The organism is Acidobacteriota bacterium (genome assembly GCA_035471785.1).
In the GTDB taxonomy this organism is placed as follows: Bacteria; Acidobacteriota; UBA6911; order RPQK01; family DATIPO01; genus JANQFM01.
This window is the reverse complement of sequence record DATIPQ010000062.1, coordinates 25353-50223: the sequence shown is the minus strand read 5'-3', so window position 1 is coordinate 50223 and position 24871 is coordinate 25353. Positions and strand designations below refer to the sequence as shown.

At 62.4% G+C, this 24871-nt stretch carries 22 protein-coding genes; 5 read left to right on the top strand and 17 right to left on the bottom strand.

What is annotated here, in order from left to right; genetic code table 11:
• Positions 1-55: 55 nt before the first annotated feature.
• Genes VLU25_08980 through larC form a run of 3 tightly spaced genes read right to left on the bottom strand, consistent with a single transcriptional unit; the run spans position 56 to position 3119 of the window.
• Positions 56-1057, bottom strand: a complete 1002-nt coding sequence (locus VLU25_08980; protein ID HSR68063.1) for a polyprenyl synthetase family protein — start codon at positions 1055-1057, stop codon at positions 56-58.
• Between the two features lie 48 nt (positions 1058-1105).
• Complete coding sequence (locus VLU25_08975; protein HSR68062.1) at positions 1106-1891, bottom strand: TatD family hydrolase; 786 nt, start codon at positions 1889-1891, stop codon at positions 1106-1108.
• Positions 1892-1901: 10 nt separating this feature from the next.
• A complete protein-coding gene (gene larC, locus VLU25_08970) occupies positions 1902-3119 on the bottom strand; it encodes a nickel pincer cofactor biosynthesis protein LarC (GenBank protein ID HSR68061.1) in 1218 nt (405 codons plus the stop codon).
• A gap of 132 nt (positions 3120-3251) precedes the next feature.
• Here larC and VLU25_08965 point away from each other — a divergent pair, with 132 nt between their 5' ends.
• Positions 3252-4421, top strand: coding sequence for a hypothetical protein (locus VLU25_08965; GenBank protein HSR68060.1), 1170 nt, complete (start codon positions 3252-3254; stop codon positions 4419-4421).
• Positions 4422-4915: 494 nt separating this feature from the next.
• Here VLU25_08965 and VLU25_08960 read toward each other — a convergent pair whose 3' ends face one another.
• From VLU25_08960 to ffh, 10 genes are all read right to left on the bottom strand, one after another.
• Entirely contained in the window at positions 4916-5974 is a 1059-nt protein-coding gene (locus VLU25_08960) for a 3-oxoacyl-[acyl-carrier-protein] synthase III C-terminal domain-containing protein (protein ID HSR68059.1), read from the bottom strand.
• A 4-nt stretch (positions 5975-5978) separates the two neighbouring features.
• Positions 5979-6578, bottom strand: coding sequence for a thiamine phosphate synthase (locus tag VLU25_08955; GenBank protein HSR68058.1), 600 nt, complete (start codon positions 6576-6578; stop codon positions 5979-5981).
• A complete protein-coding gene (locus VLU25_08950) occupies positions 6514-6795 on the bottom strand; it encodes a hypothetical protein (protein ID HSR68057.1) in 282 nt (93 codons plus the stop codon). Before VLU25_08950 ends, VLU25_08955 begins: the two co-directional genes overlap by 65 nt.
• 24 nt (positions 6796-6819) lie before the next feature.
• The gene (locus VLU25_08945) at positions 6820-8970 is read right to left on the bottom strand and encodes a hypothetical protein (GenBank protein HSR68056.1); all 2151 of its coding nucleotides are present in this window, start codon (positions 8968-8970) and stop codon (positions 6820-6822) included.
• 168 nt (positions 8971-9138) lie between these two features.
• Positions 9139-9483, bottom strand: coding sequence for a 50S ribosomal protein L19 (rplS, locus tag VLU25_08940; protein ID HSR68055.1), 345 nt, complete (start codon positions 9481-9483; stop codon positions 9139-9141).
• Between the two features lie 5 nt (positions 9484-9488).
• On the bottom strand, positions 9489-10169 hold the full coding sequence (gene trmD, locus VLU25_08935) for a tRNA (guanosine(37)-N1)-methyltransferase TrmD (protein ID HSR68054.1): 681 nt from the start codon (positions 10167-10169) through the stop codon (positions 9489-9491).
• On the bottom strand, positions 10159-10767 hold the full coding sequence (rimM, locus tag VLU25_08930) for a ribosome maturation factor RimM (GenBank protein HSR68053.1): 609 nt from the start codon (positions 10765-10767) through the stop codon (positions 10159-10161). The genes trmD and rimM overlap by 11 nt, the downstream gene beginning before the upstream one ends.
• A gap of 1 nt (position 10768) precedes the next feature.
• Positions 10769-10999, bottom strand: coding sequence for a KH domain-containing protein (locus tag VLU25_08925; protein ID HSR68052.1), 231 nt, complete (start codon positions 10997-10999; stop codon positions 10769-10771).
• A gap of 175 nt (positions 11000-11174) precedes the next feature.
• Positions 11175-11606 (bottom strand): 30S ribosomal protein S16, encoded by a 432-nt coding sequence (gene rpsP, locus VLU25_08920; protein HSR68051.1) that lies wholly within the window; start codon positions 11604-11606, stop codon positions 11175-11177.
• 45 nt (positions 11607-11651) lie between these two features.
• Positions 11652-13007: a signal recognition particle protein gene (ffh, locus tag VLU25_08915; protein ID HSR68050.1), complete on the bottom strand. Its 1356-nt coding sequence runs from the start codon at positions 13005-13007 to the stop codon at positions 11652-11654.
• Positions 13008-13600: 593 nt separating this feature from the next.
• Between ffh and selB the strand changes: the two genes are divergently transcribed.
• From selB to tatA, 3 genes are read left to right on the top strand one after another with little or no spacing between them, the layout of a single operon-like run.
• Positions 13601-15547: a selenocysteine-specific translation elongation factor gene (gene selB / locus VLU25_08910; GenBank protein ID HSR68049.1), complete on the top strand. Its 1947-nt coding sequence runs from the start codon at positions 13601-13603 to the stop codon at positions 15545-15547.
• A 12-nt stretch (positions 15548-15559) separates the two neighbouring features.
• Positions 15560-16822: a hypothetical protein gene (locus VLU25_08905; protein ID HSR68048.1), complete on the top strand. Its 1263-nt coding sequence runs from the start codon at positions 15560-15562 to the stop codon at positions 16820-16822.
• Positions 16823-16873: 51 nt separating this feature from the next.
• On the top strand, positions 16874-17059 hold the full coding sequence (gene tatA, locus VLU25_08900; GenBank protein HSR68047.1) for a twin-arginine translocase TatA/TatE family subunit: 186 nt from the start codon (positions 16874-16876) through the stop codon (positions 17057-17059).
• Between the two features lie 86 nt (positions 17060-17145).
• Here tatA and VLU25_08895 read toward each other — a convergent pair whose 3' ends face one another.
• Positions 17146-18546, bottom strand: a complete 1401-nt coding sequence (locus VLU25_08895; protein ID HSR68046.1) for a hypothetical protein — start codon at positions 18544-18546, stop codon at positions 17146-17148.
• Between the two features lie 93 nt (positions 18547-18639).
• On the opposite strand from VLU25_08895, the gene VLU25_08890 reads away from it, so the two are divergent.
• Positions 18640-19779, top strand: a complete 1140-nt coding sequence (locus tag VLU25_08890) for a PLP-dependent aspartate aminotransferase family protein (GenBank protein HSR68045.1) — start codon at positions 18640-18642, stop codon at positions 19777-19779.
• Positions 19780-19882: 103 nt separating this feature from the next.
• Here VLU25_08890 and VLU25_08885 read toward each other — a convergent pair whose 3' ends face one another.
• Genes VLU25_08885 through VLU25_08875 form a run of 3 tightly spaced genes read right to left on the bottom strand, consistent with a single transcriptional unit; the run spans position 19883 to position 24601 of the window.
• Entirely contained in the window at positions 19883-21556 is a 1674-nt protein-coding gene (locus VLU25_08885; protein ID HSR68044.1) for a CRTAC1 family protein, read from the bottom strand.
• Positions 21557-21559: 3 nt separating this feature from the next.
• On the bottom strand, positions 21560-22936 hold the full coding sequence (locus VLU25_08880) for a tetratricopeptide repeat protein (GenBank protein ID HSR68043.1): 1377 nt from the start codon (positions 22934-22936) through the stop codon (positions 21560-21562).
• 18 nt (positions 22937-22954) lie between these two features.
• The gene (locus VLU25_08875; protein HSR68042.1) at positions 22955-24601 is read right to left on the bottom strand and encodes a GWxTD domain-containing protein; all 1647 of its coding nucleotides are present in this window, start codon (positions 24599-24601) and stop codon (positions 22955-22957) included.
• Positions 24602-24871 lie beyond the last annotated feature (270 nt).

Below are 24871 nucleotides of genomic sequence, written 5' to 3'. Positions count from 1 at the left end.
ACTTCGCATATCGCCAATCGCACTTGACCCTATCGCCGGGCAAAAGCCCAGGCTCCTATTTCTTGCGGTCGAGGACGAATTGGGTGAGGTTCAGGAGGGCTTGGCGGTAGGGGCTGTCGGGGAAGGTCATGAGGCACTTGCGGGCCTTGTCGGCGTACTCGGTGGCTTCGCGGCGGACGTCCCTGAGGGTGTTGTATTCCTCGGCCAACTCGATGATGCGGCGCTTGTTGGCGTTGGTGTAGTCGGCGTTGCGCACCACCTGGCGCACTTCCTCGGCGTCCTCGCGCCTGGCCCTTTGCAGCAGGTAGATGACGGGCAAAGTGACCTTGCCCTCCTCCAGGTCCTTCAGGTTGGGCTTGCCCATTTGGGCCTGGGTCGAGGTGTAGTCGAGCAGGTCGTCGATCAACTGAAAAGCCATGCCCAGGTACTGGCCGAAATTCCACAGGTTGAGTTCGGCTTCCGGGCCCTTGTCGGCCACGATGGCCGAGAGCTTGCAGCACCCCGCGAAAAGATAGGCCGTCTTGCGCATGCAGATGGCCAACTGTTCGTCGCGGGTGATGTCGAGGTTGCCGTTGTGGTCCAGTTGCATCAACTCGCCTTCCACCAGCTTGCGGGTGATGTTGATGAGGATCTCCAGGTAGCGCATCTCCTGCAGGTCGAGGGCCAGGTAGAAGCAGGTCATGTAGAGCCAATCGCCCATAAGGACCGTGCAGGTGTTGCCCCATTGGGTGTGCACGGCGGGCCGTCCGCGGCGCATCTTGGAATTGTCGATGATGTCGTCGTGGACCAGGGTGGCGACGTGAATCAGTTCCAGAATCACGCCTATGTGAATGACCGCGGGACCGTTGTAGCCGCACATCTTGGAGGTCAGCAGCGACAGCGTGGGCCGCATGCGCTTGCCTCCGCTGTCGTGGATGTAGCGGTTGATCTCCTCCACCACCGGAACCGCCGAACGGACCCGGTCGCGCAGCCCCACTTCAACGTCGGCCAATTCCGGTTGGACGAGCTTGAAAATGTCATCGATGGAGAATTCAGAAGGGGCCGCTGCTGCTTTCATGATCGCCCGCGTACTATACCACGACGGTAGGCGAGCTTGAATGCCAGCTCATACCTGAAAGAGCGTCCGGAAATTGCCGCTGGTGGCGGAGGCTGTTTGCCCAGAGGAGAGGCCGCGCACCTCGGCCAGTTTCTCGCCCGCGAGGGCCACATAGGCGGGCTGATTGGTCTTGCCGCGATGAGGGACGGGAGCCAGATAGGGCGCATCGGTTTCGACCAGCAAGCGATCGAGCGGAGCCCTTCGGGCCACATCGCGCACGTTGGCGGCTTTGTTGAAGGTCAGCATTCCGCCGAACCCCAGATAGAACCCCAGTTCCAGCCCGCACTCGGCCAGTTCCCAACGGCTGCTGAAACAGTGCAGCACGCCGCGGGGCCCTTGGTCGTCCCCGCCGTACTCCTCCCGCAGGATGCGGCAGGTGTCCTCCTCGGCGTCCCGGCTGTGGATGATGATGGGCTTGGAGACGCTTCGCGCCAGCCGAATCTGGGCGCGAAAGGCCTCCTGCTGGACCTGCCGGGGAGCATTGTCGTAGTAGTAGTCGAGGCCGATTTCGCCCCAGGCGACCACCCTGGGATGGTCCATGAAGGGGAGGATCTGTTGGCCCACCGACGGATCCCACTTGGAGGCATCATGAGGGTGCACCCCCAAGGAGGCCACCACCATCTCGGGATAGCTCTCGGCCAGTCCTGTGACGGACTCGCAGACGCCGGGCGAATGGGCTACGCAACCCACTGTGAGGATGCGGTCGACCTGGGCGCGTCGGGCGTTGTCGAGCACCTCGGGCAGGTGGTCCTTGAGGTCGGGGAAGTCGAGATGGCAGTGCGAGTCGATCCACATGGCTTGCTCCTCACTCGCCGGCCTCAGATTCCATTTGATCCAGCAGGCGGCTGAGACGCCGGCTCAGCACCTTGAGGGGCAGGTCTTGCTGGCGGGCCAGGCGCCGCAGGTCTTCAAACTCGGGGGCGATGTTGAGGATCTCCTCCCCGCGCCGGGCGATCTTGACGCGCACGCGGCCCCACGGCGTTTCCACGGCGCGGATTTCGCGCTCCAGCACAGTGCGGTCCATCAGGCGGCGGCGGACCCCCAGCGTCGAGGTTTCACGCAGAAGCAGATCGGTCAGCCGTGCGCCGTCCTGAGGCCGGCAGAGCAGCGAGAGCAGCACTCCGGGACGGTTCTTTTTCATCTGCACCGGGGTGTAGAAGACGTCCAGGGCGCCTTGCTCCAAGGCCACTCCCATGAAGTGCCCGCAGAGCTGGCCGTCCATGTCGTCGACATTGGCCTCCAGCAGCATGACCTGGTCCTCGCCGCAGGAGGGGGCCGGCGCTTGGGCACCTTCCTCGGTCAAGGTATCGGCCAGCATGATGCGCAGCATGTTGGGCACCTGCTCGAACTGGCGGTCGCCCGCTCCGTAGCCGGAGCGTCCCAGGCGTACGGTGGGCATGGGCCCGCGTTCCACCAGGTGGGCCAACACGGCGGCACCCGTGGGAGTGGTCATCTCGGCTTCGACTTCGCCTGGATAGGCGGCCAGTCCCTGCATCAGCTCAGCGGTGGCGGGCGCGGGCACGGGCCAATTGCCATGAGAGAAGCGCACCGTCCCATGTCCCAGGTTGACGGCGGCGGTATAGAAGCGCTCCACCTGGAAGTAACGGAAACCGATGCAGCAGCCCACGATGTCGATGATGGAATCGACGGCTCCAACCTCGTGGAAATGGACTTTTTCTAGGGTGCTTCCGTGCACCTTGGCCTCGGCCTCGCCCAAGCGCTTGAAGATGCCCAGCGCGGTCTCTTTGACCCAGTCGTCGAGTCGGGACTGCTCGATCATGCGCCGGATGTGGGTGTAGTGACGATGGTGGTGGCCGGGCTGGGCGGCTTCCACTCTGAAATCCTGCCCGAACAGGCCTTGGCGTCCGATGCGGGTGGAGGACAGGTCGTATTCCTCCTCCATCTCCAGCTTGGAGAGCTGACTGCGCAGATGTTCCATAGGCAGGCCCAAGTCGAGAAGAGCCCCCAGGATCATGTCGCCGCTGATGCCGTTGAAAGGGTCGAAATAGAGAACCTTAGCCATGTTTTTGAACCTCCGCTAGCCGACGAAGGTTATCAGAATAGCATTTCCCCAGGAGAAAGCGCGGGCCGCAATTCCTCAGCGAATCGAGCGTTTTGCTATGATTTTCAGGAAACCTGCTGGAGAAAAATGGGCATGAGAATTCCGGTCGCTTGTCTTCTGCTGACGGTTTGGCTGCACGGCCCCGTGGCGGCGTTTCAGGAGCAACCCGAGGCGCCGCCGCTGCAGAACCTTCTCTCTTCCAAGGAATGGAGAGACTACCAGAAGGACGCCCGTTACAAGGAGCGCATGAAGGTCTTCCGCAAGGCCTTCGAGCGCTGGGAGGAAATCCTCGAACAGCAGGCCCGCGACCGCCAGCACCAGGGCATGTCCGATACCCTGGCCTCTATGAGATACCTCAGCCAGTACGCCTACCACGAGCCTACCCTGGACCAATTCCCCAAGGACCGGCGGGCCAAGAAGACCAAGAAGCTGGAAATCACGCTGCGCAAGCTGATTTCTTTCCTCGAGGACCTGAGGTTCCAATTCCCCTACGAAATGGAAGAGGATCTGCAAGAAGCCAGGCGCGACCTGGAGCGCCTGCGCGAGCAGCTCTTGGCGGGCATTTTCGGACGTGCCTTCCAGCCCGAGGCGGAGGAGGGATCCAACAGCTCTGAGCCGCCTCCGCCGGGAAGCGGACTCTCAGCGATGCTGATGTCCTTGAGCGGCTCGCCCGCAGGAGCCTCCCTCAAGGGCGCGATCCAGCGCCGACGTCAGGGAGTGAGGGGCGATCAGTTCACGGAAGAGGAATTTGACCTCATCCGCCTCAATCAGGGCCTGGGGTTCAGGGTGGACGTTTTCCTCGACATCGCCGAAAGCCGAATCGTGGAACTCACCCGTCGCCTCAAGGACGAGGAGTATGTCCCCGAGGCGTCCGACAAAGAGGACGCCAAGCGCATCGAGAAGAACCGTAAGCAGGAAGAGAAGCGCCGCAAGGCCGAAGCGGAAGGCGGCGAGAAAGCCGAGAATCCCCTGCTCTTCTTCACTCCTCCCCAACTCGTGCAAGCTTACGAACGGGCCATGGACGGCATCACCATCAACGTGGATGATGCCTACAAGCGGCAGGCCGCTTCCGAAGATGCGATCCGCGCCGTGATGAAGAAGCTGGATAAGAAGGCGCCCGACTACCTCAAGCAGATTCAGGAGTTCAAGAAGGTGGCGGTCGAGACGCGCGACGAGCCTCTTTACCGGGAACTGCTGGAAGCCGAGAAGATCACCGAAGTGGCCATCCAGGGCTCCCGTCATTTCCTCGAGGGCAGCGAGTAGCGCCTTTGCGCCTGCGGCGAACTTCCAAGATCCGACGACCAAGGTACAAGCGGAAATGGGACGGGACTAGTGCAGTGCGTCAGAAGTTTTGAGCCAGCCTGTCGCGTTATCCCACGCCTTCAGCGTTCGCACCTTGCCTTCCGAAACCCAGGGTGGCGCCGCCGTCTCGCTGGCGCTCGCCTCGGCTGACCCTGGGCTGGCGAATCGCTCGCCTTCAGCGAGCCCGGACTTGACTTTCAACACAGTCGCTGGGCTAGCGAATCGCTCGCCTTCAGCGAGCCCGGACTTGACTTTCAACACAGTCGCTGGGCTAGCGGCTCCCCTTCATCAGGGAGCTTTTGCGCGACGTTCAACACGGTCGCTGCCGACCCTCAGAAGCCTTGCCTCGCCCTCCCTGGCCTTTGGCGGAGGAAGGGGCTGGCGAATCTGTCCACTGCAGGACAAGAAACGGAGGGTGGTCCTGGCTCAGAACTTATGACCGGCAGCACTAGGATTCACCACTGCAGCAAGATCAGTTCTGAGCTGAAGCCGGGGCCGAAGGCGGCGGCCAGTCCGTAATCGCCCTTGCGGGGATTGGAGAGGCGCTGGAAGCGCTCCAGGATGAAGAGCAGCGTCGGGCTGGACATGTTGCCGTAGTTCTCCAGCACCCAGCGGCTGTGGGCCAGTTGTTCCTCCTTCAGTTCCAGAACCTCGGCCAGCACTTGCAGGATCTTGGCGCCGCCGGGATGGACCAGAAAGTGGGAAAGGTCGCTCAGTCCCAATCCCTGACGCTCGAGGAATTGAGCGATGTTGTCGCGGATGCGGTCGCCGATCAAAGTCGGAATCCGGCGCGAGAAGATGACGCCCAACCCGTGCTCGCTGAAGTCCCATCCCATCACGTCCATGGTGTCGGGCCAGAGGGTGCTGTGGGAAGCCACGATGCGTGGACAGCGGGCCCCGTTGGCTTGGGAGCCCGAGCACACCAGCACGGCGGCCGCACCGTCGGAGAAGAGGGACGATGCCACCAGGTTGGCCTTGCTGAAGTCGTGGAACTGAAAGGTCAAAGAGCACAATTCGACGCTCACCAGGAGAACGCAGCCCTGACCCGGCACGCGCGACAGGTCGAGAAGCCGGGAGAGTCCGGCGGCTCCTCCCGCGCATCCCAGTCCGAAGACGGGGGTGCGGCGCACGTGGGCATCGAAACCCATCTCGTTGATGAGGTGGGCGTCGATGCTGGGGGTGGAGAGTCCGCTGGTGGAAACGAAAATCAGGTGATCGACGTCTCCCGGGCTCCGTCCGGCTCTTTGCAGGCACTCCTGAGCGGCTTGCCGCCCCAGCTTGCGGGCCCAGCGGATGTACTCTCCGTTGGTGTCGGTGAAGGAATGCCGGCTGTCGTACCACTGCAGCGGCACGCACAGATGGCGCGTCTTGACGTTGACGTTGTCGAAGATGGGGATGAGACGCCTCATGTCGCGGCGGCCGCGCGAGAAGTGATGGAGAGCGGCATCGCGGATATCTTCCTGAGCGAGCACGTGCGGAGGCACGGCTGTGGCGATCGCTTGGATGACGGGCATTGCGCTAGTCTAGCATTTCGCGATGAGCCCAGGTAATGCCCGCGAACCCGGCTCCTCCTGCCTGCAAAATCTCCTTTTCCTTCCAGGGTCCGGCCCCGCCCAGCGCCAGCACGGGGATCTTCACCCGGCCGGCCGTGCGGCGCAGCCCCTCCAGTCCCAACAGCGGACCCGAGGCGCTCTTGGAAAGGGGAGCGAAAATGGGACTGAGCAGCAGGTAGTCGACGCCCTCCGCCTCGGCCTCCAGAGCCGCTTCAAGGCTGTGCACCGACTTGCCCACGATGGCGGGACGCCCGCCCTTCTCCCATCTGCGGGCGGTCTGGCCGGAGGTCAAGTGCACTCCGGCTCCCGCGGGCAATTGAAGGTGGCCCGGAGAATTGACCAGCAAGACACGCCCTCGCCGCCGGGCTTCCTCAGCCGCCACTTCCAGCAGCCGGGCCAGAGCCTCTTGGTCGAGGTCCTTCTCGCGCAACTGCACGGCATGACTGGAAACGGCGAAGAGACGGCGCAGATAGCGGCGGTGATCCAGATCCGCGAAAGCCCTACGATTCGAGATGGCGTAACGAATCGCCTGACTTGGCGGAGCGTTGGGGAAGAACGAAGACACGCAGAACCTCCCACAGGCCCAAAGTCACGTTGGCCAGCCCCAGGCCCGACACCGCGCCCCGGAAGTAATTGCTCAGCACCGCCTCGCGAAGGGGAGAAGAAAGATAATTGAGCAGGGAGTTCTGGTCCCAAAGCTCCAGCCAGGGGAAGATCATGAGAAAGAGGCCCACCTCGAAGCAATAGAGCAGGTAAACGAAAAAAAGCAGGCGGTTGAACATGGGCATTTCCGGGCTGGCCCGCTCTCAATCAGCCGAGGCAAGTTGTTCGAGACGCTCTTTCACATCCCGGTAGGAATCGTCCTTTTCGGTGATTTCGAGCAAGGCCTGGCGAGCTTCCTCAGCCTCTCCGCGCGATTGCAGAGCGCAAGCCAGGTCATACTGCAGGGCCTTCCACTCGAAGTCTTTCATGTCTTCGATGGCCAGGCCTTCACGGGCCCAACGAATGGCCCGGTCATATTCTTTCAGGTTGAGGTAGCAATTGGCCAGCATGCTGCAGCAGAGGATTTTCAGCGGTTCCTGGCCCTCTCCCAGCAGATCTACAGCGCCGCGGAACTCTTGAGCAGCGTCGGCGATCAGGCCCATTTCCTTGTAGGCCAGGCCCAGGTCGTAGTGGACGCTGGGGTTCTCCTCCTGACTGGCCGCGCTGCTTCCCTGCACGTCGTAGCGCAGGACCTCTCCGCTCTGGTCTTGGGCTCCGGGCTCGAAGAGGGCATCGAGGGCGGCGTCGAGTTCGTCCTCGAATCCTTCCGCCTGAGGACCCTCGGCGGCGGCTTGCTTGGGAGCCGGGGCGGAGGGCGCCAGCCCGGGAATCTTCTTGGCCCGGCGCAGCACCCGTTCCTCATCCCCGAAATCGCGCAGCAGCACCTTGAGCAGCCGGGTGGCTTCGTCCTGGAATCCCAGCTTGAGGTAGAAGTCGGTCTCTTCCAGAGCCTCTTCCAGGGAGGATATGACGATGTCGTCCAGGTCCTCCTGGGGTGCGGCCGCCGCATCGCCCTCTTCTTCCTCCACCAACTCGGGTTCCAGCGAGGCCTCGTCGGCTTTTTCTTCTTCAAGCTCGATAACGCCCATGGCCGCCAGTTCGGCTTCGCCGCTGAGTTCTTGTTCGTCCTGGACCGAGGAGATCAACTCGGGAGCGGGCTGCTCGTCCTGGTCCTCTTCCTCCTCGTCCTCCTCCAACTCGAGCTGGAAGGATTCGGCCGTTTGCTCGGATACATCTTCCTCGTCCTCCAGCAGCAGGCCGCTGCCCAGCGCCTCGGATTGGTCGACCTCGACGTCGTCGTCTTGCAGAAAAAGTCCGCTGCCGCCCGAGTCCTGGAAGGAGTCTTCATCCTCCTCATCGGGCAACACGAACTCCTCCACCTCTCCGGCGGGGTGAAAGGGGCTCTCACCGACCTGCAGGCTTCCTTGCTCTTCATCGCTGTCCCATTGCTGGCCGCCGAAGTCGAAGCTTTGGTCTTCCTGCTCCTGGTCCTCCTCTTCTTCGCCCAAGTCGGCGTCGGCACCCAGGTCAAGATCGATGGCGTCGTGGGGCTGAGAGGCGGGAACGCCCGGAGCGGCTGAGGCCGTCCGCTGCAGGCCTTCGCTGACGACGGTCTCGAAGTGTCCGGCGTCGCTCAATTGGCTGAAGAGCTTGTGGGCGCCTTCGGCGTCTCCCCGACGTTCAGCCAGGAGGGCCAGGGCCAGCTTGTAGGGCAGTTCGCGTCCGCTTTCCTCCAGGCTCTGGCGCATCTTCTCCTCGGCTTGTTGGATGCGGGAGAGGCGTTCGGCGGCCTGGGCGTAGGCCTCTACCAGTTCGCTTTCGTACTCGGCATTTTGGAAGGCCGTTTCGCAGGCTTCCATGATCTGCTCGTGGCGCTGGCGCTTCTGCAGGGTGCGGACGGCTTCACGATAGTAGTAGGCGGACTCGGAAGGCGAATCGGCCCGGCTCAGCATTTCAGCCAGTTTGAGCTGGGTGTTCCAGGCCGAGGAATCGAGGTCCACCACCCGCTTCATCCAGGTGATGGCGGCCTTGTTGTCGCCCTCTTCCAGGCTGTGATCGACCAGGAACTGCATGTGTCGGCGCGCGTCCTGGTTGAGCCCCTGTTTCTGGAAGAGCTCGGCCAGGCGCTGATTGACCTGCACGTCGGAAGGGTCGAGGGAGTGGATCTTCTTGTAGGTGGCGATGGCGCGCAGTGCGAAGCCGCTGCGCAGGTAGATCTCGGCCACCTTGTGAAAGCGCTTGAGCGCCTTGGGGTAGTTTTGAACGCGTACGTAGAGGTCGCCGATGGTATTGAGAAGCCCGGCGTCGTTGCTGTCTTTTTCCAGCAGTTTCTCGTATTCCTGGATCGCCTGCGAGAATTTCTTCTCGATGACGAATCGCTCAGCGTTTCGCAGTACCTTGTACTTGTCCAGCATACGGTAGGCCGTTGAGTTTCTCGGCGTGGCGGGCACCGCCGAGGCGAACCTTCAAGCCCCTACGGCATCGCCCACCTGTGTCCGGCCACGATTATGGAAGCGTTCGGGCTCAAGGGCAAGTGATCTGCCCCACAAGTAGAGACAAATCGCTTTTCCCCGCTCCGGGGATTATCGGCGGCGCTCGCGGATGCGGGCGGCCTTGCCCTTGCGCTCGCGCAGATAGTACAGCTTGGCCCTGCGCACGTGTCCGTGGCGAACCAGCTCGATGCTGTCAATGGTGGGCGAATGCAAGGGGAAGATACGCTCGACGCCGTATCCGAAGGAGATCTTGCGCACCGTGAAGGTGGAGCCGATTCCGCGACGGTGCATGCCGATGACGACGCCCTCGAAAGCCTGGATCCTGAACTTGTCGCCTTCTTTGATCTTGACGTTGACGCGAACCGTGTCCCCGGCCCGGAAGTCGGGGATCTCGCTCCTGGTATAGTCCTGCTCGATTTTCTCGATGACGTTCATGATGCTTATTTCCTCTTTAACAGATCGGGCCGTCGCTCCCGCGTCAAGCGCAGGGCCTCCCTCTTTCTCCAGTTTTCAATGGCCTCGTGGTCGCCCGAAAGCAGCACTTCAGGCACCTTCCAGCCGCGATATTCGGCCGGACGCGTGTAGTAGGGGCAATCCAAAAGGCCGTCCATAAACGAATCCTGCAGCACGGAGCCGCTTTTGGAGACCACGCCGGGTATCAGGCGCGAAACCGCGTCGACGATAGTCAAAGCGGCGAACTCGCCTCCCGAGAGGACGTAGTCTCCGATGGAAACCTCTTCGTCGACCATGTGATCGGCCACCCGCTGATCGACGCCTTCGTAGCGTCCGCACACCAGCACCAGGTGCCCGAGCAGGGAGTATTCCACTGCCAGGCTCTGGTCGAAGGTCCGTCCGCGGGGCGTCAGCAGCGCCTTGCGCGGCGGAGGGCCGGCCGAGCCGAGGTGGCTCAGGGCTTGGTGAAGGGGCTCGGGCTTGAGCACCATGCCGTCCCCGCCTCCGAAGGGTCGATCGTCCACCGTGCGGTGGCGGTCGTGAGCGTAATCCCTCAGGTCGACAACGTCAATTTGTAAAAGATCCCTCTTGCGGGCCTGGCGGATCATCCCGTAATCGAAGACCCGCTCGAACAGGCCCGGAAAAATCGTCACGATGCTAATTCGCATCTCCGCTACCCGGCTCTTTCTGACCGCTGCGGGCGGCTGCCCGGCGGGCCCGGCGCCGCTTGCGCTTTCCCGGCCCCGGCTCCACCGCCAACTCCAAAAGTCCGCGTGGCGGACGAGCCTCGATCAGCCGCCGTTGGACGTCGATGGCGACTACGAACTCGCTTACCAGAGGCAACTGCCACTCCCCGCCGCGTTCATGGCGGACCACGAGATTGCTCTGGCCGCCGCCGATCTCCAGCACGTCCTCGACCTGCCCCAGCGGCTCTCCGCTGTTTTCCACCCGGCAGCCGATCAACTCATCGTTGTAGTAGTGCCCCTGAGGGGCCGCAACCCGCTCTTGCAGCGGCACTTGCACATCGCCCCAGATCAATTCTTCGACCTCTTGGGGCGACTCCCTGCCTTCAAACTTGAGCAATACCCGTCCCTGGTGAAAGCGGTGCCACTGCAGCCGCTCCTGGAATTCACCCGAGGGAGACTTGACGCGGACATCTGCGGTCTTTTGAAATCGATCCGGAAAGTCGGTCAGGATTTCGGCCGCGACTTCTCCCCTCACTCCGCGGGCTTTGACGATGTGGGCGATTGTGACGAACCCGCTCACTCTATTCCAAAATTTCCAGCATGTAGCGCTTGCGCATCTTCATGCCGCAGGCCCCCAGGAGGGTGCGGATGGCGCGCGCCGTCCGGCCCTGCTTGCCGATCACCTTGCCCAAGTCCGAGGGTGCCACTCTCAACTCCAGAACGGTCGTCTGCTCGCCTTCAACAACGGTCACCACGACTTCTTCAGGATTGTCCACCAACGCTTTGGCAATCATTTCAACCAGATCTTTCATTTCGGCCTCCAGACTGACGATCTCAGCGGGTGCTCCAGCGTTCACAGTGATGCCGCCGAGCCGTCAGCTTCGCGCCCAGCGAGTCGCCGCCCGGTCCGGCGTCGGGAGTGACTCCGTACTTGGGTCGCGGGGGCGTTTCTCTGAAGATCCGGATGGGATCCTGCAGCGAAGTGGACTAAGCCTCGGCGGCCTCTTTATCGGCCTCGGACTCGGCCTCTTCCTGGGGCTCCGGTTCGGACTCCTCTTTCCCGGCGGCCTTGGCCTCCTTTTTCTCTTCCTTGGCGGATTCCTTGGCCTTGCTGTCCTTTTCGGTTGAGTCGGCTTTCTCCGCCGGCGCTTCAGCCTTGGCTTCCGCTTCCGCCTCAGCCTGAGCGGTGCGAGCCTTTTCGATGAGGCCCGACACCGTCTGCGACGGTCTGGCTCCTACGCCGATCCAGTATTCGATCCGCTCCATGTTCAGCTTCAAACGCTTGGGTTTCATTGCCGGGCTGTAGTTGCCCACTATCTCCACGAACCGTCCGTCCCGGGGATCGCTCTTCTCCGAGACGACAACGCGATAGTGGGGATTTTTCTTGGCCCCGTGGCGACTGAGTCGAATTCTAAGCAACGGAGATCCTCCTCGTAAGCAAACCAAAATTTTATCAAATCTACACTAGAACGGAAAGTTCATCTTGGGCAGGCGTTTGCCCAACGCCCCCTTGCCGATCCGTCCCAGCATTCCTTTCGACATCTTCTTCATCATCTTGCGCATATCGGCGTATTGGCGCAGCAGACGGTTGACTTCGGATACGGGCCGTCCGCTGCCCTCGGCGATACGCTTGCGGCGCGAGCCGTTGATGACTTTGAAGTTGTGCCGCTCCAGAGGCGTCATCGAGTTGATGATGGCCTCGGTGTGCGACAACTGCTTCTCGTCCAAATTCACTTTGTCCAGGCCCTTCAGGGGTCCGGCGTTGGGCAGCATGCCCATGAGCTCGTCGAGCGGCCCCAGCTTGCGCAACTGGCGCAACTGGTCGCGAAAATCCTCCAGGCTGAATTCGTCCTTGCGCATCTTCTCGAGCATGCGCTCAGCCTGCTCTTCGTCCACCGTCTCCTCGGCCTTTTCGATGAGGCTGAGAACGTCGCCCATTCCCAGGATGCGTCCGGCCATGCGCTCGGGATGGAAGACCTCGAGGGCGCTGTACTTCTCGCCCACGCCGATGAACTTGATGGGCTTGCCGGTGACCTGGTTGATGGAAAGGGAGGCGCCGCCGCGGCTATCGCCGTCCATCTTGGTCAGCACCACGCCGCTCACATCCAGCCATTCGTCGAATTGCTTGGCGCTCTTGACCGCGTCCTGCCCGGTCATGGCATCGGCCACCAGCAGGATCTCTTTGGGACCCAGGCTGCGCCGGATGCGCTCCAGCTCGTCCATCAGCTTTTCGTCGATGTGCAGGCGTCCGGCGGTATCGATGAGCAGCACGTCGTGTCCGGTGTTGCGGGCTTCGCGGGCGGCCGCTTCGGCTCGCGAGACGGGGTCCATGTCATCGGACTCGAAGACCGGCACATCCAGTTCGCGGGCCACGACCGCCAACTGCTCGATGGCAGCGGGGCGGTAAACGTCGGTCGACACCATCATGGGACGGCGTCCCTGCTTGCGCAGCCACAGCGACAGCTTGCCGCTGCTGGTCGTCTTACCGCTTCCCTGCAGCCCCACCATCATGATCACGGTGGGCGGCGTCTTGGCGAATTGCAGGGGGACGGCCTCATCTCCGAAAAGGGCCATCAACTCGTCGCGGACGATCTTGACCACCTGCTGTCCGGGGGTCAGGCTCTTGAGCACTTCCTGGCCCAGCGCCTTCTCCTTGACTCCGGCCACGAAACCCTTGACGACCTTGAAGTTGACGTCGGCTTCAAGCAAGGCGATGCGGATCTCGCGCATGGCCTTCTCGATATGGCGTTCCGAAACCCGGCCTTCGCCCTTCAGGTTCTTGAGTACGCCTTGCAGCTTGTCGGATAAAGTGTCCAGCATTGTCCGTCTGTCCCAGCCGGTTCCCGTCCTCTACGCGGGGCATACTTCGCCCCACCACCGGAAACTGCGAATTGTCGCATCTTCGCCCCCGCTATGTCAAAGCCGGTGCGGCGTGGTGCCGGAAAAAAGTCCGGCAAGGAGGAAGAGGGGACTCTCCGCTACCATGAGGCGTTTTGGGGCTGTGGAGCACGGTCAGGATCGCCGCAGCAATACCGGGAGCATTTCGAGGGGGCGCAGCGAAGTGGACGGCGAAAAGGATCGCCCAGTGGTGACGCCAACTTATGCAGGAAAGCACTGTGCTGCCGGTCATAAGTTCTGAGCCAGGGCCCTCCCTTCTTGTCCCTGACAGGGACAGATTCGTCAGCCCAGCGACTGTGTTAGAAGTCATGTCCGGGCTCGCTGAAGGCGAGCGTTTCGCCTGCCCAGGGTCAGCCGCGGCGAGCGCCAGCGAGGCGGCGGCGCCACCCTGGGTTTCAGACGGCAAGGGTCTGAACGCTGAAAAGCGTGGGATAACGCCACAGGGTGGCTCAAAACTTCTGACGCACTGCCGTAGCCTCCTTTGCACTGAAGATCTCAGGCTACAATGGGGGGGCATGAGAGATGTGATTGTGGGGACGGCGGGGCATATTGATCACGGCAAGACGACTCTGCTCAAAGCCCTGACCGGGATTGACGCCGACCGGCTGGAGGAAGAAAAGCGGCGGGGGATCACCATCGACATCGGATTCGCCCATCGCCGGCTGGGCGACTTCAGGGTCGGATTCATCGACGTCCCCGGGCACGAGAAATTCGTCAAGAACATGCTCAGCGGAATCGGCGGCATCGACCTGGTGCTGCTGGTGGTGGCCAGCGATGAATCGGTCATGCCCCAGACCGTCGAGCACTTTCAGATTTGCCGGCTGCTGGGCGTGAGCCGCGGCGTCATCGTACTGACCAAGAAGAACAAGGTCGACAGCGAACTGCGTGAACTGGTGGAGGCCGAAGTGCGCCATCTGGTCGAGGGGACCTTCCTGCAAGAGGCTCCCTGCGTGGCCGTCGACAGCCCCAGCGGAGAGGGCATCGATCAGCTTGAGGAGGTGTTGCTGAGAGAAGTCGAGGCGGCAGCCCGCCGCAGCCAGGAAAACCTGCAGGGGGCCTTTTTCCGCATGCCGGTCGACCGGGTTTTCTCCATCCGCGGATTCGGCACCGTCGTCACCGGCACTCCCCACGCCGGACGGCTGCAGGTGGACGAACCTCTGCAGGCCTACCCCGGCCAGGGGCAAGCCAAGGTGCGGGGTATCGAGATCTTCAACGAGAAGTCGTCCCAGGCCCAGGCCGGACAACGCGCGGCACTCAACCTGGCCGGGCTGGAGAAAAGCCACCTGCAACGGGGCATGATCCTGGCCCCGCCCGCCTCGCTGGCGCCTTCGCACATGCTCGACGTGCAGCTTTCGCTGCTGGAGCAGGCTCCCGCTTCCCTCAAGCACCGGGCCCCGGTGCGTTTCCACCACGGCAGCGGAGAAGCCGTAGGACGCATCTATTTGCTGGAGTCCCCCCAAGCAGAGCGGGGAGAAACCGCCATCTGCCAGGTGCGACTGGACACTCCCATCGCGGCTTGCTGCGGCGACCGCTTCATCCTGCGCCGCTACTCGCCCATGGAAACCATCGGGGGCGGAATCGTCATCGACCCCGCTCCCCCCAAGCACCGCCGCCGCCACTTGCGGAAACTCCTGCCCCTCTTGAAGGAACTGGCCCGCCAGAGCGGAGAGGGCCGGGCGGCGGACGGCTACATCGAATACGCCTTGCAGCGGGCCGGCCGAAAAGGCATCGACGTGCAGCGCCTGGCCGCCGCCACCGGACTGCGCACTCAATCCGTGCTGAGGCGCCTGGAAGATCTGGAGGGCGTCCGCATCGTCGGTCAGGATCCGCCCCTGGCCGTGCTGCATGAACAGATGGAAGCCCTGGGCCGGCGCCTGCTGGAATTTCTGGAAAGGTTCCACGACGCCGACGGGCTGGCCACAGGCGCCTCGCGCGAGGAACTCAAGAAGCGCCTGATGCCGCAGGCGTCAGCGGCTTATTTCCAGGACTTGCTGAATGATCTGGAGAAGCGGGGACGAATCCGCCTTCAGGGCGGCAAGGTGGGACTGAGGGGCCGCGAGGTGGAACTGACCGAGTCGCAGCAAGCCCTTCGCCGGCGCCTGCTGAACGCGGTCGCGGAAGGTGGATGGAACCCGCCCACGCTGACCGAGTTGTGCCAGGCCCTGGCCGATTCCGAGAAAGAAGTCCGAGACATTTATTATTATCTGCTGGAGCAGGAAGAGCTGGTGCGCATCAACGAAGACCTGGTGCTGCCCGCCTCGGCGCCCCCGCGGCTGATCGATCTGATGCACAGCCGCTTTCAGCCGGGCCAGCCCTTCAGCGTGGCCGATTTCAAGGACCTGCTGGGAGTGAGCCGCAAGTTCGCCATCCCATATCTGGAGTTTTTGGACCGCATCCAGGCCACATTGCGTACTGGAGACCAGCGCATCCTGAAGAAGGGATCGCCTGGGAGGCGATTTTAAGCGATTTAAGATATGAAGAAGTTTTTTTACCTCCTCGTCCTGGCGGCATTTTCGTTTTTCCTGAGCGGGTTCAGGCAGGGCCAGGAGACTGCCCCGGCCGAACAGACGAACCAGGACGAGCAAGCGCTCATCGAGCTCTCCCAGGAGGTGCTGGAACAAGTCGCGCAACTGCGCGGGTTGGAGGTCAAGAAAGACGTCCGCCAGAAAGTCATGTCGCGCCCTCAGATCCGTCAATTCCTGATCGACAAACTGGAAAAGGAATATCCCGATCCCAAACTGCGGGCCGACGAAAAGGTCTTCCTGCGGCTGGGCCTGCTCTCGGCCGAGGACGACCTGAAGGCCCTCATGCTCGACCTGCTGACCGACCAGATCGCGGGATTCTACGATCCCCTGACCGAGACCTTCACCATCGCCGACTGGATTCCCGACTCCATGCAGCGTCCCGTCATGGCCCACGAACTGCTTCACGTGCTGCAAGACCAGCACTTCGACCTGGACGGTTTTTTGCGCGAGGTGGAAGAGGACGACGACCAGTTCCTGGCCCGCCAGGCCTTGGTGGAGGGGGAGGGGATCGCCATCATGTTCGACTTCGTGCTCAAGCCCATGGGACAGGAGTTCCAAAACATCCCGCAACTGCACCGGCAGATCTCGCGAATGCAGGACTTTGCGCCTCAATCGGCGGCCATGGCCAAGACGCCGGCCTTTCTCAAGGACCTCCTCATTTTTCCTTACTCCTACGGGGCCATCTTCGTGCGCGATTTCCGGCTCCGCAGTCCCTGGGAGGATCTGGCCGAGCTCTACCGCGATCCTCCCCGCTCCAGCGAACAGATCATCCACTCCGAGAAGTACTTCGGGGAGCGCGATGATCCGACTCCTGTCGAGCCTTCTCAGCAGCCGCCCCCGCAACTGGAGGGGACCTGGCAACGCACCCACCAGGGCGTGTTCGGGGAATACATGCTCTCGCGCCTGTTGGCAGCATCTCTCGAAGACGAGACTGCCCGGAAGGCCGCCGAGGGCTGGGACGGCGACCGCTTCGAGTGGCTGGAGGCGTCCGACGGACGGCAGGCTCTGTGGTTGCGCACCGTTTGGGACAGCCAGGACGATGCCCGAGAATTCTATCGCGCCCTGCTCGAAGCCTCGCGCCAACGGCTTCAAATCGAGTCCCGGCTCCCAGACAGCGAGGATGCCCACATCACCCTGGAAGCCGAGGGGCGGCGCCTGAGCCTGCATCTGGAAGGCCTCTCCGTCAGCCTCATCGACTATGACGCGCGTTGACAGCCGGAGCGCAAGAAGGCTAGGATTAGAAGTGACGAAACGAGGTCAAGTATGCCATTGCTAATAGGACTGGGCGTCCCCGAGTTGGTGATCATCCTGCTTATCGTAGTAGTGATTTTCGGCGCCAGCCGGCTTCCCCAACTGGGTAAGGGGCTCGGTCAAGGCATCAACAACTTCCGCAACGCGGTGAAGTCCGAGTCGGAATCATCGGAAGCGGAAACCGAAGAAGCCAAGTGAACGACCTTTGGTCGAACTCCCGACTTCCAATTCCCGACTCACAAGTCATCCGACCTTTGGGAGTTGGGTCTTGGATGCTGCGCAGTTCAGCCCGGTAGCCGCTTTGCTCTTCCCAGGGAAATCCTGCGCACCACCTTGAGACGGCGGCGCCAGTCGTCGTTGACCCCTACGCATACGACTTCCAGTTCAGAGGTCAGATAACCCCGCAACGCGGGCAGCAGACGGTGGAACTGGAAGAGGGGCGAGACCAGGATCAAAAGCGGCGAACGTGGGGAGAGGCGCCGGCCCCGAAAGTAGCCGGCCTGCTGAAAGTCGCCGCGGCCCAGATGGCGGCGCACGCGGTCCCAGTAGTCGAGTCCTTGCAGCAGCAGGTTGAAGTCTTTTTCAACCTTGAATTCGATGACGGCCAATCGCCCGCCGCGCAGGCGTCCCAAAGCATCCACCACGGCGCGGTCGCTCTCCAGACTGGTGGGCACCTGACAATAGATCTCTCCCCGCAGTCGAGGATGTATGAGGGAGGGACGCTTGAGCATCAGGCTCTCCATCCAGCGTTCGGGATAGCGCTGAAAAGGGTCCCCGCGCCGCTCGGGGCAAGCTCGGCGCCGGCGCTTGAGCCGCTCGAGAAACTCGCTCAAGCAGCGGGCTCGAGAGGGCTCCCAAAGTATACCCGGTTCGTCCCCGAAGCGGACCTCTCCCCCCGTCGGCTGCCAGGCCACCGGGTAGCCCAAGTAGGACAGCTCCCAGCGGCTGCGGCGGAAGAGGAGATCGAGGTCGGGATGGCGGCGGCTGAGGCGGCGCATGGCCGCAGGCGGACGGCGGCGATAAGGGTGCATGACATAGGGATGGTTGAGAGCGGCGCGCAGAAAGACGCTGGGGTAAATGGCCTTGAGGCTGCTAGGATCGAGCCCTCCGCCGGGGAGGACGTCGTACTCCCAGCAGGCGATGGGCAGGGCCAAGTGGGGCAGGATCTCAATGATGCGGCGGCCCCAATGACGGGGAATGAACAAAAAGATCTGGCGGGGCCGGCGGCCTCCTTGGCAGCGCTGGCTCCACCAGAGAAGGGCCGAGGTCAGCAGACGGGCTTGGAAGGAGGGATGCGACCGGGGACGAGCCGCCAGCGCCAGCGCCCGGGCTTCGCCAGGACCAGCCAGCAGAAGGCGCACCACGGCGGCGGTATGTCCCCGCATCCGGTCGGTGGCGGCCAAAGTCCGCAGCGGACGCCAGGGATGCAGCGCGGCGCCCGCCACTCGTCCCATCTCATGCTGAAAGCGCAGGCGCTCCGAGGCCCGCGCGTCCGCCGCCAGGGTGAGGCGGCTTCCGTCGCTGAGCAGCAGACGCAGGCCGTCCGCCGCGGGGAAGGCCGCCTTGAGGCGCCGCCAGGCCCCATGGCGCTTGACGCTGGGAACGGGCCGCAAGCGCAGGCGCGTCCCCAGCCGGGGGAAGCGCCGCAGCATCGTTCTGAGGAAATCGACGTTGCGCTGATCCATCTGCTATAGTCCTCTTCTTCTAAGAGACGCTCGTGGGGGCCGTTTGAGCGACGGCTTAGCGGCTGCTGACGCAGGCTTTTCCAAGGAGTACTTATGGGATTCTCCACCGACGCCATCCACGGCGGGCAGGAACCCGATGAATCGACGGGGGCCATCACCCAGCCCATCTATCAGACTTCGACCTACGTCCAGCAGGGCGTGGGCAAACATAAGGGATACGAGTACGCACGCACCCAGAATCCGACTCGGGAAGCGCTGGAGGCCAATGTGGCCAAGCTCGAAGGCGGACTGCACGGCGTCGCCTTCGCCTCGGGGATGGCGGCCATCAACGCCCTCATGAGCCGCTTCGCCAAGGGCGACCATTTCGTGGTGTCGTCCAACGTCTACGGCGGCACCTACCGCCTCTTCGAGATGAACCTGCGCAAGTTCGGACTCGACTTCTCCTGGGTCGAGACCTCCGATCAGGAGGCCCTGCGCGGCAGCCTGCGGCCTGGGACCAAGATGGTCTTCCTGGAAACGCCCACCAATCCCACCATGCGCTTGACCGACCTCAAGGCGGCGGCCCGGCTCTGCTCTTCGCGGGGCATCCTGACCACGGTCGACAACACCTTCATGTCGCCTTACCTGCAGCGTCCGCTGGAGTTGGGCATCGACATCGTGGTGCACAGCACCACCAAGTTCCTTAACGGACACAGCGACAGCGTGGGGGGGATCGTGGTGACCTCGAAGGAGGAGGTGGCCAAAGACCTGCGCTTCATTCAGAACGCCGCCGGAGCCATTCTCAGTCCCTTCGATTCCTGGCTGGTGCTGAGAGGCACCAAGACACTGGCCGTGCGCATGAAGGCCCATGAAGAAAACGGCGGCCGCTTAGCACGCTTTCTGGTCCAGCATCCCAAGGTGGAACGAGTGCTCTACCCCGGCCTGCCCGACCATCCTCAGCATGAGTTGGCCAAGCGTCAGCAAAAGGGATTCGGCAGCATGATCAGTTTCGAGACCGGCAGCTTCGAGAACGCCGACCGCGTCCTCAGCTCGCTTAAGCTGATCGCCCTGGCGGAAAGCCTGGGAGGTGTGGAGAGTTTGGCCTCCCACCCAGCGGCCATGACTCATGCCTCGGTTCCTCCCGAGGAACGCCGGCGCCTGGGAATCACCCCAGGCCTGGCCCGCATTTCCGTGGGGCTTGAGGATGTCGAGGACTTGATGGCTGATCTTGACCAGGCCCTGGCCAAGATCTGAAAGGCCCGCCAGGGCCACGAGGTGGCCAACAAGTTCACACGCGGGCCAAGTTTCAGCGACCGCGGTGAAGGCTCAATTGCCCTCGGCGGTATGAGGTCGCTCGCTACGGCTCGACGATTCCCTTTCCCTCTTCAATCGTCAGATACCGGTTGAGGGGGACTTCTTTGAGGCGCTCCAGCCTCTCGCTGGGAGCGGGCCACTGCACCTCGATCCAATCCACCTGCGATGCCGATCCCAGACCCAAAATGAGGCGGGGATCATGGGCCGACAGGTAGCTGCCGCCGCCGTTGAGATGGCGGGTCCTCACCTTTCCGCCCGCCGAATAGCGCACGACGGCCCCGATGGCGTCGCGGTTGCTGGTGCGTCCGACCAGCCGCAAGCCCACCCACTGGTTGCCCGAGTCGGTCCGGTTGTGAAGCAGCAGGGGAGCTTCGCCGATGTTGTTGACGGCGGCATCAGGCAGGCCGTCGTTGTCGAAGTCGCCCAGGGCCAGTCCGCGGGCGGGAAAGGGCTTTGAGAAGACCGGGCCGGCTTCGTTGCTGATGTCGAGCAGACGCCCTCCGCGGTTTTCGAAAAGCAGCAGCGGCTCCTTGTAGGTGACGCTGCTGGCGTACTCGTCGATCATGTCGTCGGGATGGCCGTTGGCCTGGATGAGGTCGAGATCTCCATCGTTTTCAAGATCGAAGAAACGCACCCCCCATCCGCTCAGGAGGAAGGTGGAACGGCCCAATTCGCTTGAGATGGCCAGATCCTGGAACGACTCGTCGCGGTTGTTCTTAAAGAGCGAATAGTACTGGTGATCGATGTTGGCGACGAAGAGTTCCTGCCATCCGTCGCCGTCGAAATCGGCGGCATCGACTCCCATTCCCGACTGGGCGGCGCCTTCCGAAGAAAGCCCGACTCCGGCGAACAGCCCTACTTCTTCCCATTCACCCTTGCCCCGGTTGAGAAAAAGAAAGTCCTGCACGGTGTCGTTGGCCACGAACAAGTCGATGAGACGGTCGTTGTTGACGTCGGCGGCCACCACTCCCAGGGCCTTGCCCTTGTTGCCGGCGATGGCCGAATCGGAGACCTCTTGGAAGGTGCCGTCCCCCTTGTTGCGGAAGAGGACGCTGGCCGTGGCTTCGAAGACCCGGGGCACGCAATAAAAACTCTTCCCCAGCGGATTGAGTCCGCAGGAGATGTGCTGATCTTTGTTGAAGACCACGAAACTGCACACGAAGAGGTCGAGCAGACCGTCGTTGTCGTAGTCGAGCCAGGCGGCGCTGGTGGTCCAGCCCTCCAGCAGCACGCCCGCCGCTTGAGTGACGTCGCGGAAGGTTCCGTCCCCTTGATTGTGATAGAGGATGGTCTTGCCGTGGGAGGTGAGGTAGATGTCGGGATAGCCGTCGTTGTCGTAGTCTCCCACCGCGGCGCCCATACCGAAGGTGCGTCCCTCGACGCCGGCCGACTGGGTGACGTCGCGGAAGGTTCCGTCGCCCTGATTGCGGTAGAGGGCGTTGCTGAGCGGCCGCCGGGGCTGAAAGAACTCGCTGGGGCCGGTGTTGACGAAGTAAAGATCGACCCAGCCGTCCTGGTCATAGTCGAGAAAGGCCAGTCCTCCCGACATGGTCTCGGGCAGGTAGTGCTCCTCCGAGCGGGCGCTCTCGTGGGTCCAGGAAACGCCGCTGCGGTCGGGAGGCACGCTTTCGAAAAGGGGCTTCCCGTTTCCCCCCAGCAGAGCGCCGTTGAGGGAGAGGGAGAGCAGAAGAGGGAGCATGCAGCGGACCAGGATCATGGCTTAGGGGTTGAGCTTTCTCTCCACGGTTCTGTGATTGGCTTGAAAGTCGAGACGGTCCGGCGCCAGGCCCACGGCGGCAGCGTATTCCTCAGCCGCCTCCTCAAGTTGCCCCTGGCCGAAGTAGATGTTGCCCAACAGGTTGTGCACCTCGGCGTCGCCGGGACGAAGCTGCTTGGACTTGAGGGCGTGGGTCAAGGCCTTGGCAAGATCCCTTTTCTGATACCAGTACATGCCCGCCAGGTAGTGCCCCTCCGAACTCTGGGGATCGATTTCGACCAGCTTCTGGACGTGAGGCCGGGCCAGATCGGGCCGTCCCGAAGAAAGGTAGATCTTGGTCAGCAAGCTGTGGATGAGCCAGTGATCGGGATCGAGTTGCAGCACCCGCAGCAGGCTCTCGCGTCCGGCGCCGATATCTCCGTCCTGAATCTGCAAGCGGCCCTGATTGACCAAGGCTTCGATGGTCTTTTCCCGGTTGGCCTGCTCCTCCGACTGGTTGTGCAAGTCGCGGTATTTCTGCAGCACTTCGCGGGTCCGCTCACGCTCTCCGGCCTTGCGCAAGGCGTTGCCCAGATCGAAGTAAATGCGGTTGAAGGCCTGGGGCGAAGCGGCGGCCTGCTCGAGGTACTTGACAGCCTCGTCGTACTGTTCCAGCCGGTCGCAGATGATGCCCAGCAGGTGCAGATACTCGGCGTTGCCGGGGGCGAGCTGCACGGCTTTGAGGGCCGCCGTCTTGGCGGCTTCGAAGTTGATGCCGTAGTAGAGAGTCCGCGCCATTTCGAAATGGCGCTCGGGCGAATCGGGGGCGGCCCACACGGCCTCTTCGATGGCCGTTAGAGCTTTTTCGTACTGCTCCAGATAAATATAAACCTGCCCGCGTCTGAGATTGAGACGGGGATCATTGGGCTGAAGGCGTGCGAACTTGTCCAGGACCTGCTTGGCCTCCGGGGCCTGTTTGAGGCGGTAGTGGATGTCGGCCAGCAGCCACAGGCCCTCGGCGGGCAGTTGGCCGGAGGCTTCCAGTTCAACCAGAGGACGGGCGGCCTCGCGCAGATCGCCCAATTGGATGCGGGCCCGGGCGTACTCGACCACCTCCGGGCCTCCCTCCAGGCCCCGCGAGGCGGCATCGTTGAGTTCCAGGGCGGCATCCCTCTCGCGTCCGGCTTTCGCCAATTCGATGCCGGAATAGAGGTAAGGTCGAAAATCGTCGGGATATTGCTGCTTGTAGGCTGCGAAAGCTTGCAGAGCGCTTGCCAACTCCCCGGCTCGAGCCGAGCGGCGGCCCTGCTCCAGCAAGTCGGCTCCCTCCGCCGCGGACGCCATGGAGGGCAGCAGGAGCCAGCACAAAGCCGTCGCGCCGATGAGAATAGATCGCCTCATGCTGCCCAAAATTATAGCTTAATCGGTGGCTTGGCCGCTCTTCTCCAAGCGCAACGACTCGGTGACCGCCAGTTCCTTCTGGCGCACTTCGTCTTCCACCCGCACTTTGAGCTGGTAGCTGCCGGGCTCCAGGTCGGAAACCGAGAGCCCCTTGATGAGTACGACCCGCGATGAAGAGAAATAGTAGACCGACTGACCGCCCTCGTCCGACTCGCTGAACACCACTTCACCGTCCTTGAGCAGTTGGTACTCGACGTTAAGGTGGGGCTGGCCGCTGGCTTGATCGACAGCCGCGTTGTAGACGTGCAGGTAGACCCCCAGCGGATTCTCGACCTGAAAGACTCCGCTCAGATTGGGGCGCACCTTGACGTCGCCGATGACGAACATCTCGTCCTCTTGAGGGATCTCGCCCAGCGGCACGATGTGGTCGGAGAGGATCATCGAACTGGTGGCCAGACCTTCCGTGGAGCCTGGCGGCAAGATGGCCTTGCGGCTGACGCCTACGTTGTTGCCCACCAGGTCTTTCACGACCAGATCGATGCGGTGGCGGATCCTGCTGTCGACCGGGATCACCTTCTGATAGATGGAGCGGCTGTTGCGGCCGCGCTCGATTTCGTCCGGCGAGTAGGATGTGATCAGCTCGTGGTCGAACTCGGTCAGCACCTCGTTGGTGATGCTGGTGACGATCCCGTAAAGGGCCACCCGCGCCACGTAGGCCCCGTTCTCCAGATTGAAGCTCAGATTGCGGTTGTCGATCTCCAAAGAGACCACGGCCAGGGTGCGCCGCGGGTTGAGTTGGAAGTAGTCATGGCGGGTCGTGACCGGCAGGTTGTCGTAGTAGGTGTCGGAGACGACCAGGGCCTTCAAGTCGTTGTACTTGATCTCCTTGGGCGATTGCAGCGTGACCAGCTTCTCATAGCGTGTGAAGGGGTTGTCCTCAGCCCGGTAGGACATGCCGGGATACTGGTCGCGATTGGTGTAGGTGAAGTAGGGATGATCCCCCCGCTCCATCAGTCCCAAGCTCTCGGCGATGGTGGGCCCGGCACCGGGAACCACCAGGAGTTCGTCCTTCTCCCAGGGATTGCGGGCCAGGCGGAATTCGCGCGTGCGGGTGGGGTCGACGAATTCGATCTCGACGTCGGGGCCGAGTCCTTCGATGTAGTGATAGCGCCAGATCTCGAAGGGAACGACCGAGGTGAAGCCGCCGCCTTCATGAGAGGGCCGCTGGTAGCTCTCGCCCGAGTAGTGCTTCTCGATCTCCACCGGCTCGCCGTGGATGATGTAAATCCGGCCACGGTCGGTCTTCCAGCCGGGAACGCCGCTGGCGAAGCGTTCATTGGCATAGGCGACGCGACGATAGTGCTCTTCCTTAAACTCGTTGTTGGGAGTCCTCATGTCGGGATCGCGGCGGCGCCAGAACTGCTCGATGAACTGATCCCGCTCCTCGTCGGTGACCAGCTTTTCGAAGACGTCACGCTCGGCCTGGGTGATGATGTAGGTCACATCCTCGCGCAGCCACTTCTGGTAGTAGTCCTCCTGCTCTTCCTGGCGCCGCTCCTTCTCCTGCTTTTCCTGCCCAGACGCAGGTTCGCCGTAGGTCCAAAGGGAGAGCAAGACCCAGCCGCAAAGGATGCACAGAGCCGCTCGCAAAAGACGTCCTGACATGTTTTCATCTCCCCGCCGCCGGCTCGCTGATCTTTTGCTGCAGGCCGCAAACGCCGACGGATCGTTGCCTCCTATTTTTACACAAGTGGCGCGCACAATGTCCAACCCGGTCAGGCCGCCTGAAATCAAAGACCAAAAAACGATATTATCTCTAGTTAATAGATAGAACTTGTCGTGCGCCGCGGCGTCCTGATCCAATGCACTGAATTGTCAAGGAGGTGAAAAATCCATTTTTATGGATCGTTCATACGCCTTCCTGCGCTGTTGAAG

Bases quoted from the DNA above. Each gene is read 5' to 3' on its own strand.
- VLU25_08980 (HSR68063.1), bottom strand. From the start codon at position 1,057: ATGAAAGCAGCAGCGGCCCCTTCTGAATTCTCCATCGATGACATTTTC.
- VLU25_08975 (HSR68062.1), bottom strand. From the start codon at position 1,891: ATGTGGATCGACTCGCACTGCCATCTCGACTTCCCCGACCTCAAGGAC.
- larC (HSR68061.1), bottom strand. From the start codon at position 3,119: ATGGCTAAGGTTCTCTATTTCGACCCTTTCAACGGCATCAGCGGCGAC.
- VLU25_08965 (HSR68060.1), top strand. From the start codon at position 3,252: ATGAGAATTCCGGTCGCTTGTCTTCTGCTGACGGTTTGGCTGCACGGC.
- VLU25_08960 (HSR68059.1), bottom strand. From the start codon at position 5,974: ATGCCCGTCATCCAAGCGATCGCCACAGCCGTGCCTCCGCACGTGCTC.
- VLU25_08950 (HSR68057.1), bottom strand. From the start codon at position 6,795: ATGTTCAACCGCCTGCTTTTTTTCGTTTACCTGCTCTATTGCTTCGAG.
- VLU25_08945 (HSR68056.1), bottom strand. From the start codon at position 8,970: ATGCTGGACAAGTACAAGGTACTGCGAAACGCTGAGCGATTCGTCATC.
- rplS (HSR68055.1), bottom strand. From the start codon at position 9,483: ATGAACGTCATCGAGAAAATCGAGCAGGACTATACCAGGAGCGAGATC.
- trmD (HSR68054.1), bottom strand. From the start codon at position 10,169: ATGCGAATTAGCATCGTGACGATTTTTCCGGGCCTGTTCGAGCGGGTC.
- VLU25_08925 (HSR68052.1), bottom strand. From the start codon at position 10,999: ATGAAAGATCTGGTTGAAATGATTGCCAAAGCGTTGGTGGACAATCCT.
- ffh (HSR68050.1), bottom strand. From the start codon at position 13,007: ATGCTGGACACTTTATCCGACAAGCTGCAAGGCGTACTCAAGAACCTG.
- selB (HSR68049.1), top strand. From the start codon at position 13,601: ATGAGAGATGTGATTGTGGGGACGGCGGGGCATATTGATCACGGCAAG.
- VLU25_08905 (HSR68048.1), top strand. From the start codon at position 15,560: ATGAAGAAGTTTTTTTACCTCCTCGTCCTGGCGGCATTTTCGTTTTTC.
- tatA (HSR68047.1), top strand. From the start codon at position 16,874: ATGCCATTGCTAATAGGACTGGGCGTCCCCGAGTTGGTGATCATCCTG.
- VLU25_08895 (HSR68046.1), bottom strand. From the start codon at position 18,546: ATGGATCAGCGCAACGTCGATTTCCTCAGAACGATGCTGCGGCGCTTC.
- VLU25_08890 (HSR68045.1), top strand. From the start codon at position 18,640: ATGGGATTCTCCACCGACGCCATCCACGGCGGGCAGGAACCCGATGAA.
- VLU25_08885 (HSR68044.1), bottom strand. From the start codon at position 21,556: ATGATCCTGGTCCGCTGCATGCTCCCTCTTCTGCTCTCCCTCTCCCTC.
- VLU25_08880 (HSR68043.1), bottom strand. From the start codon at position 22,936: ATGAGGCGATCTATTCTCATCGGCGCGACGGCTTTGTGCTGGCTCCTG.
- VLU25_08875 (HSR68042.1), bottom strand. From the start codon at position 24,601: ATGTCAGGACGTCTTTTGCGAGCGGCTCTGTGCATCCTTTGCGGCTGG.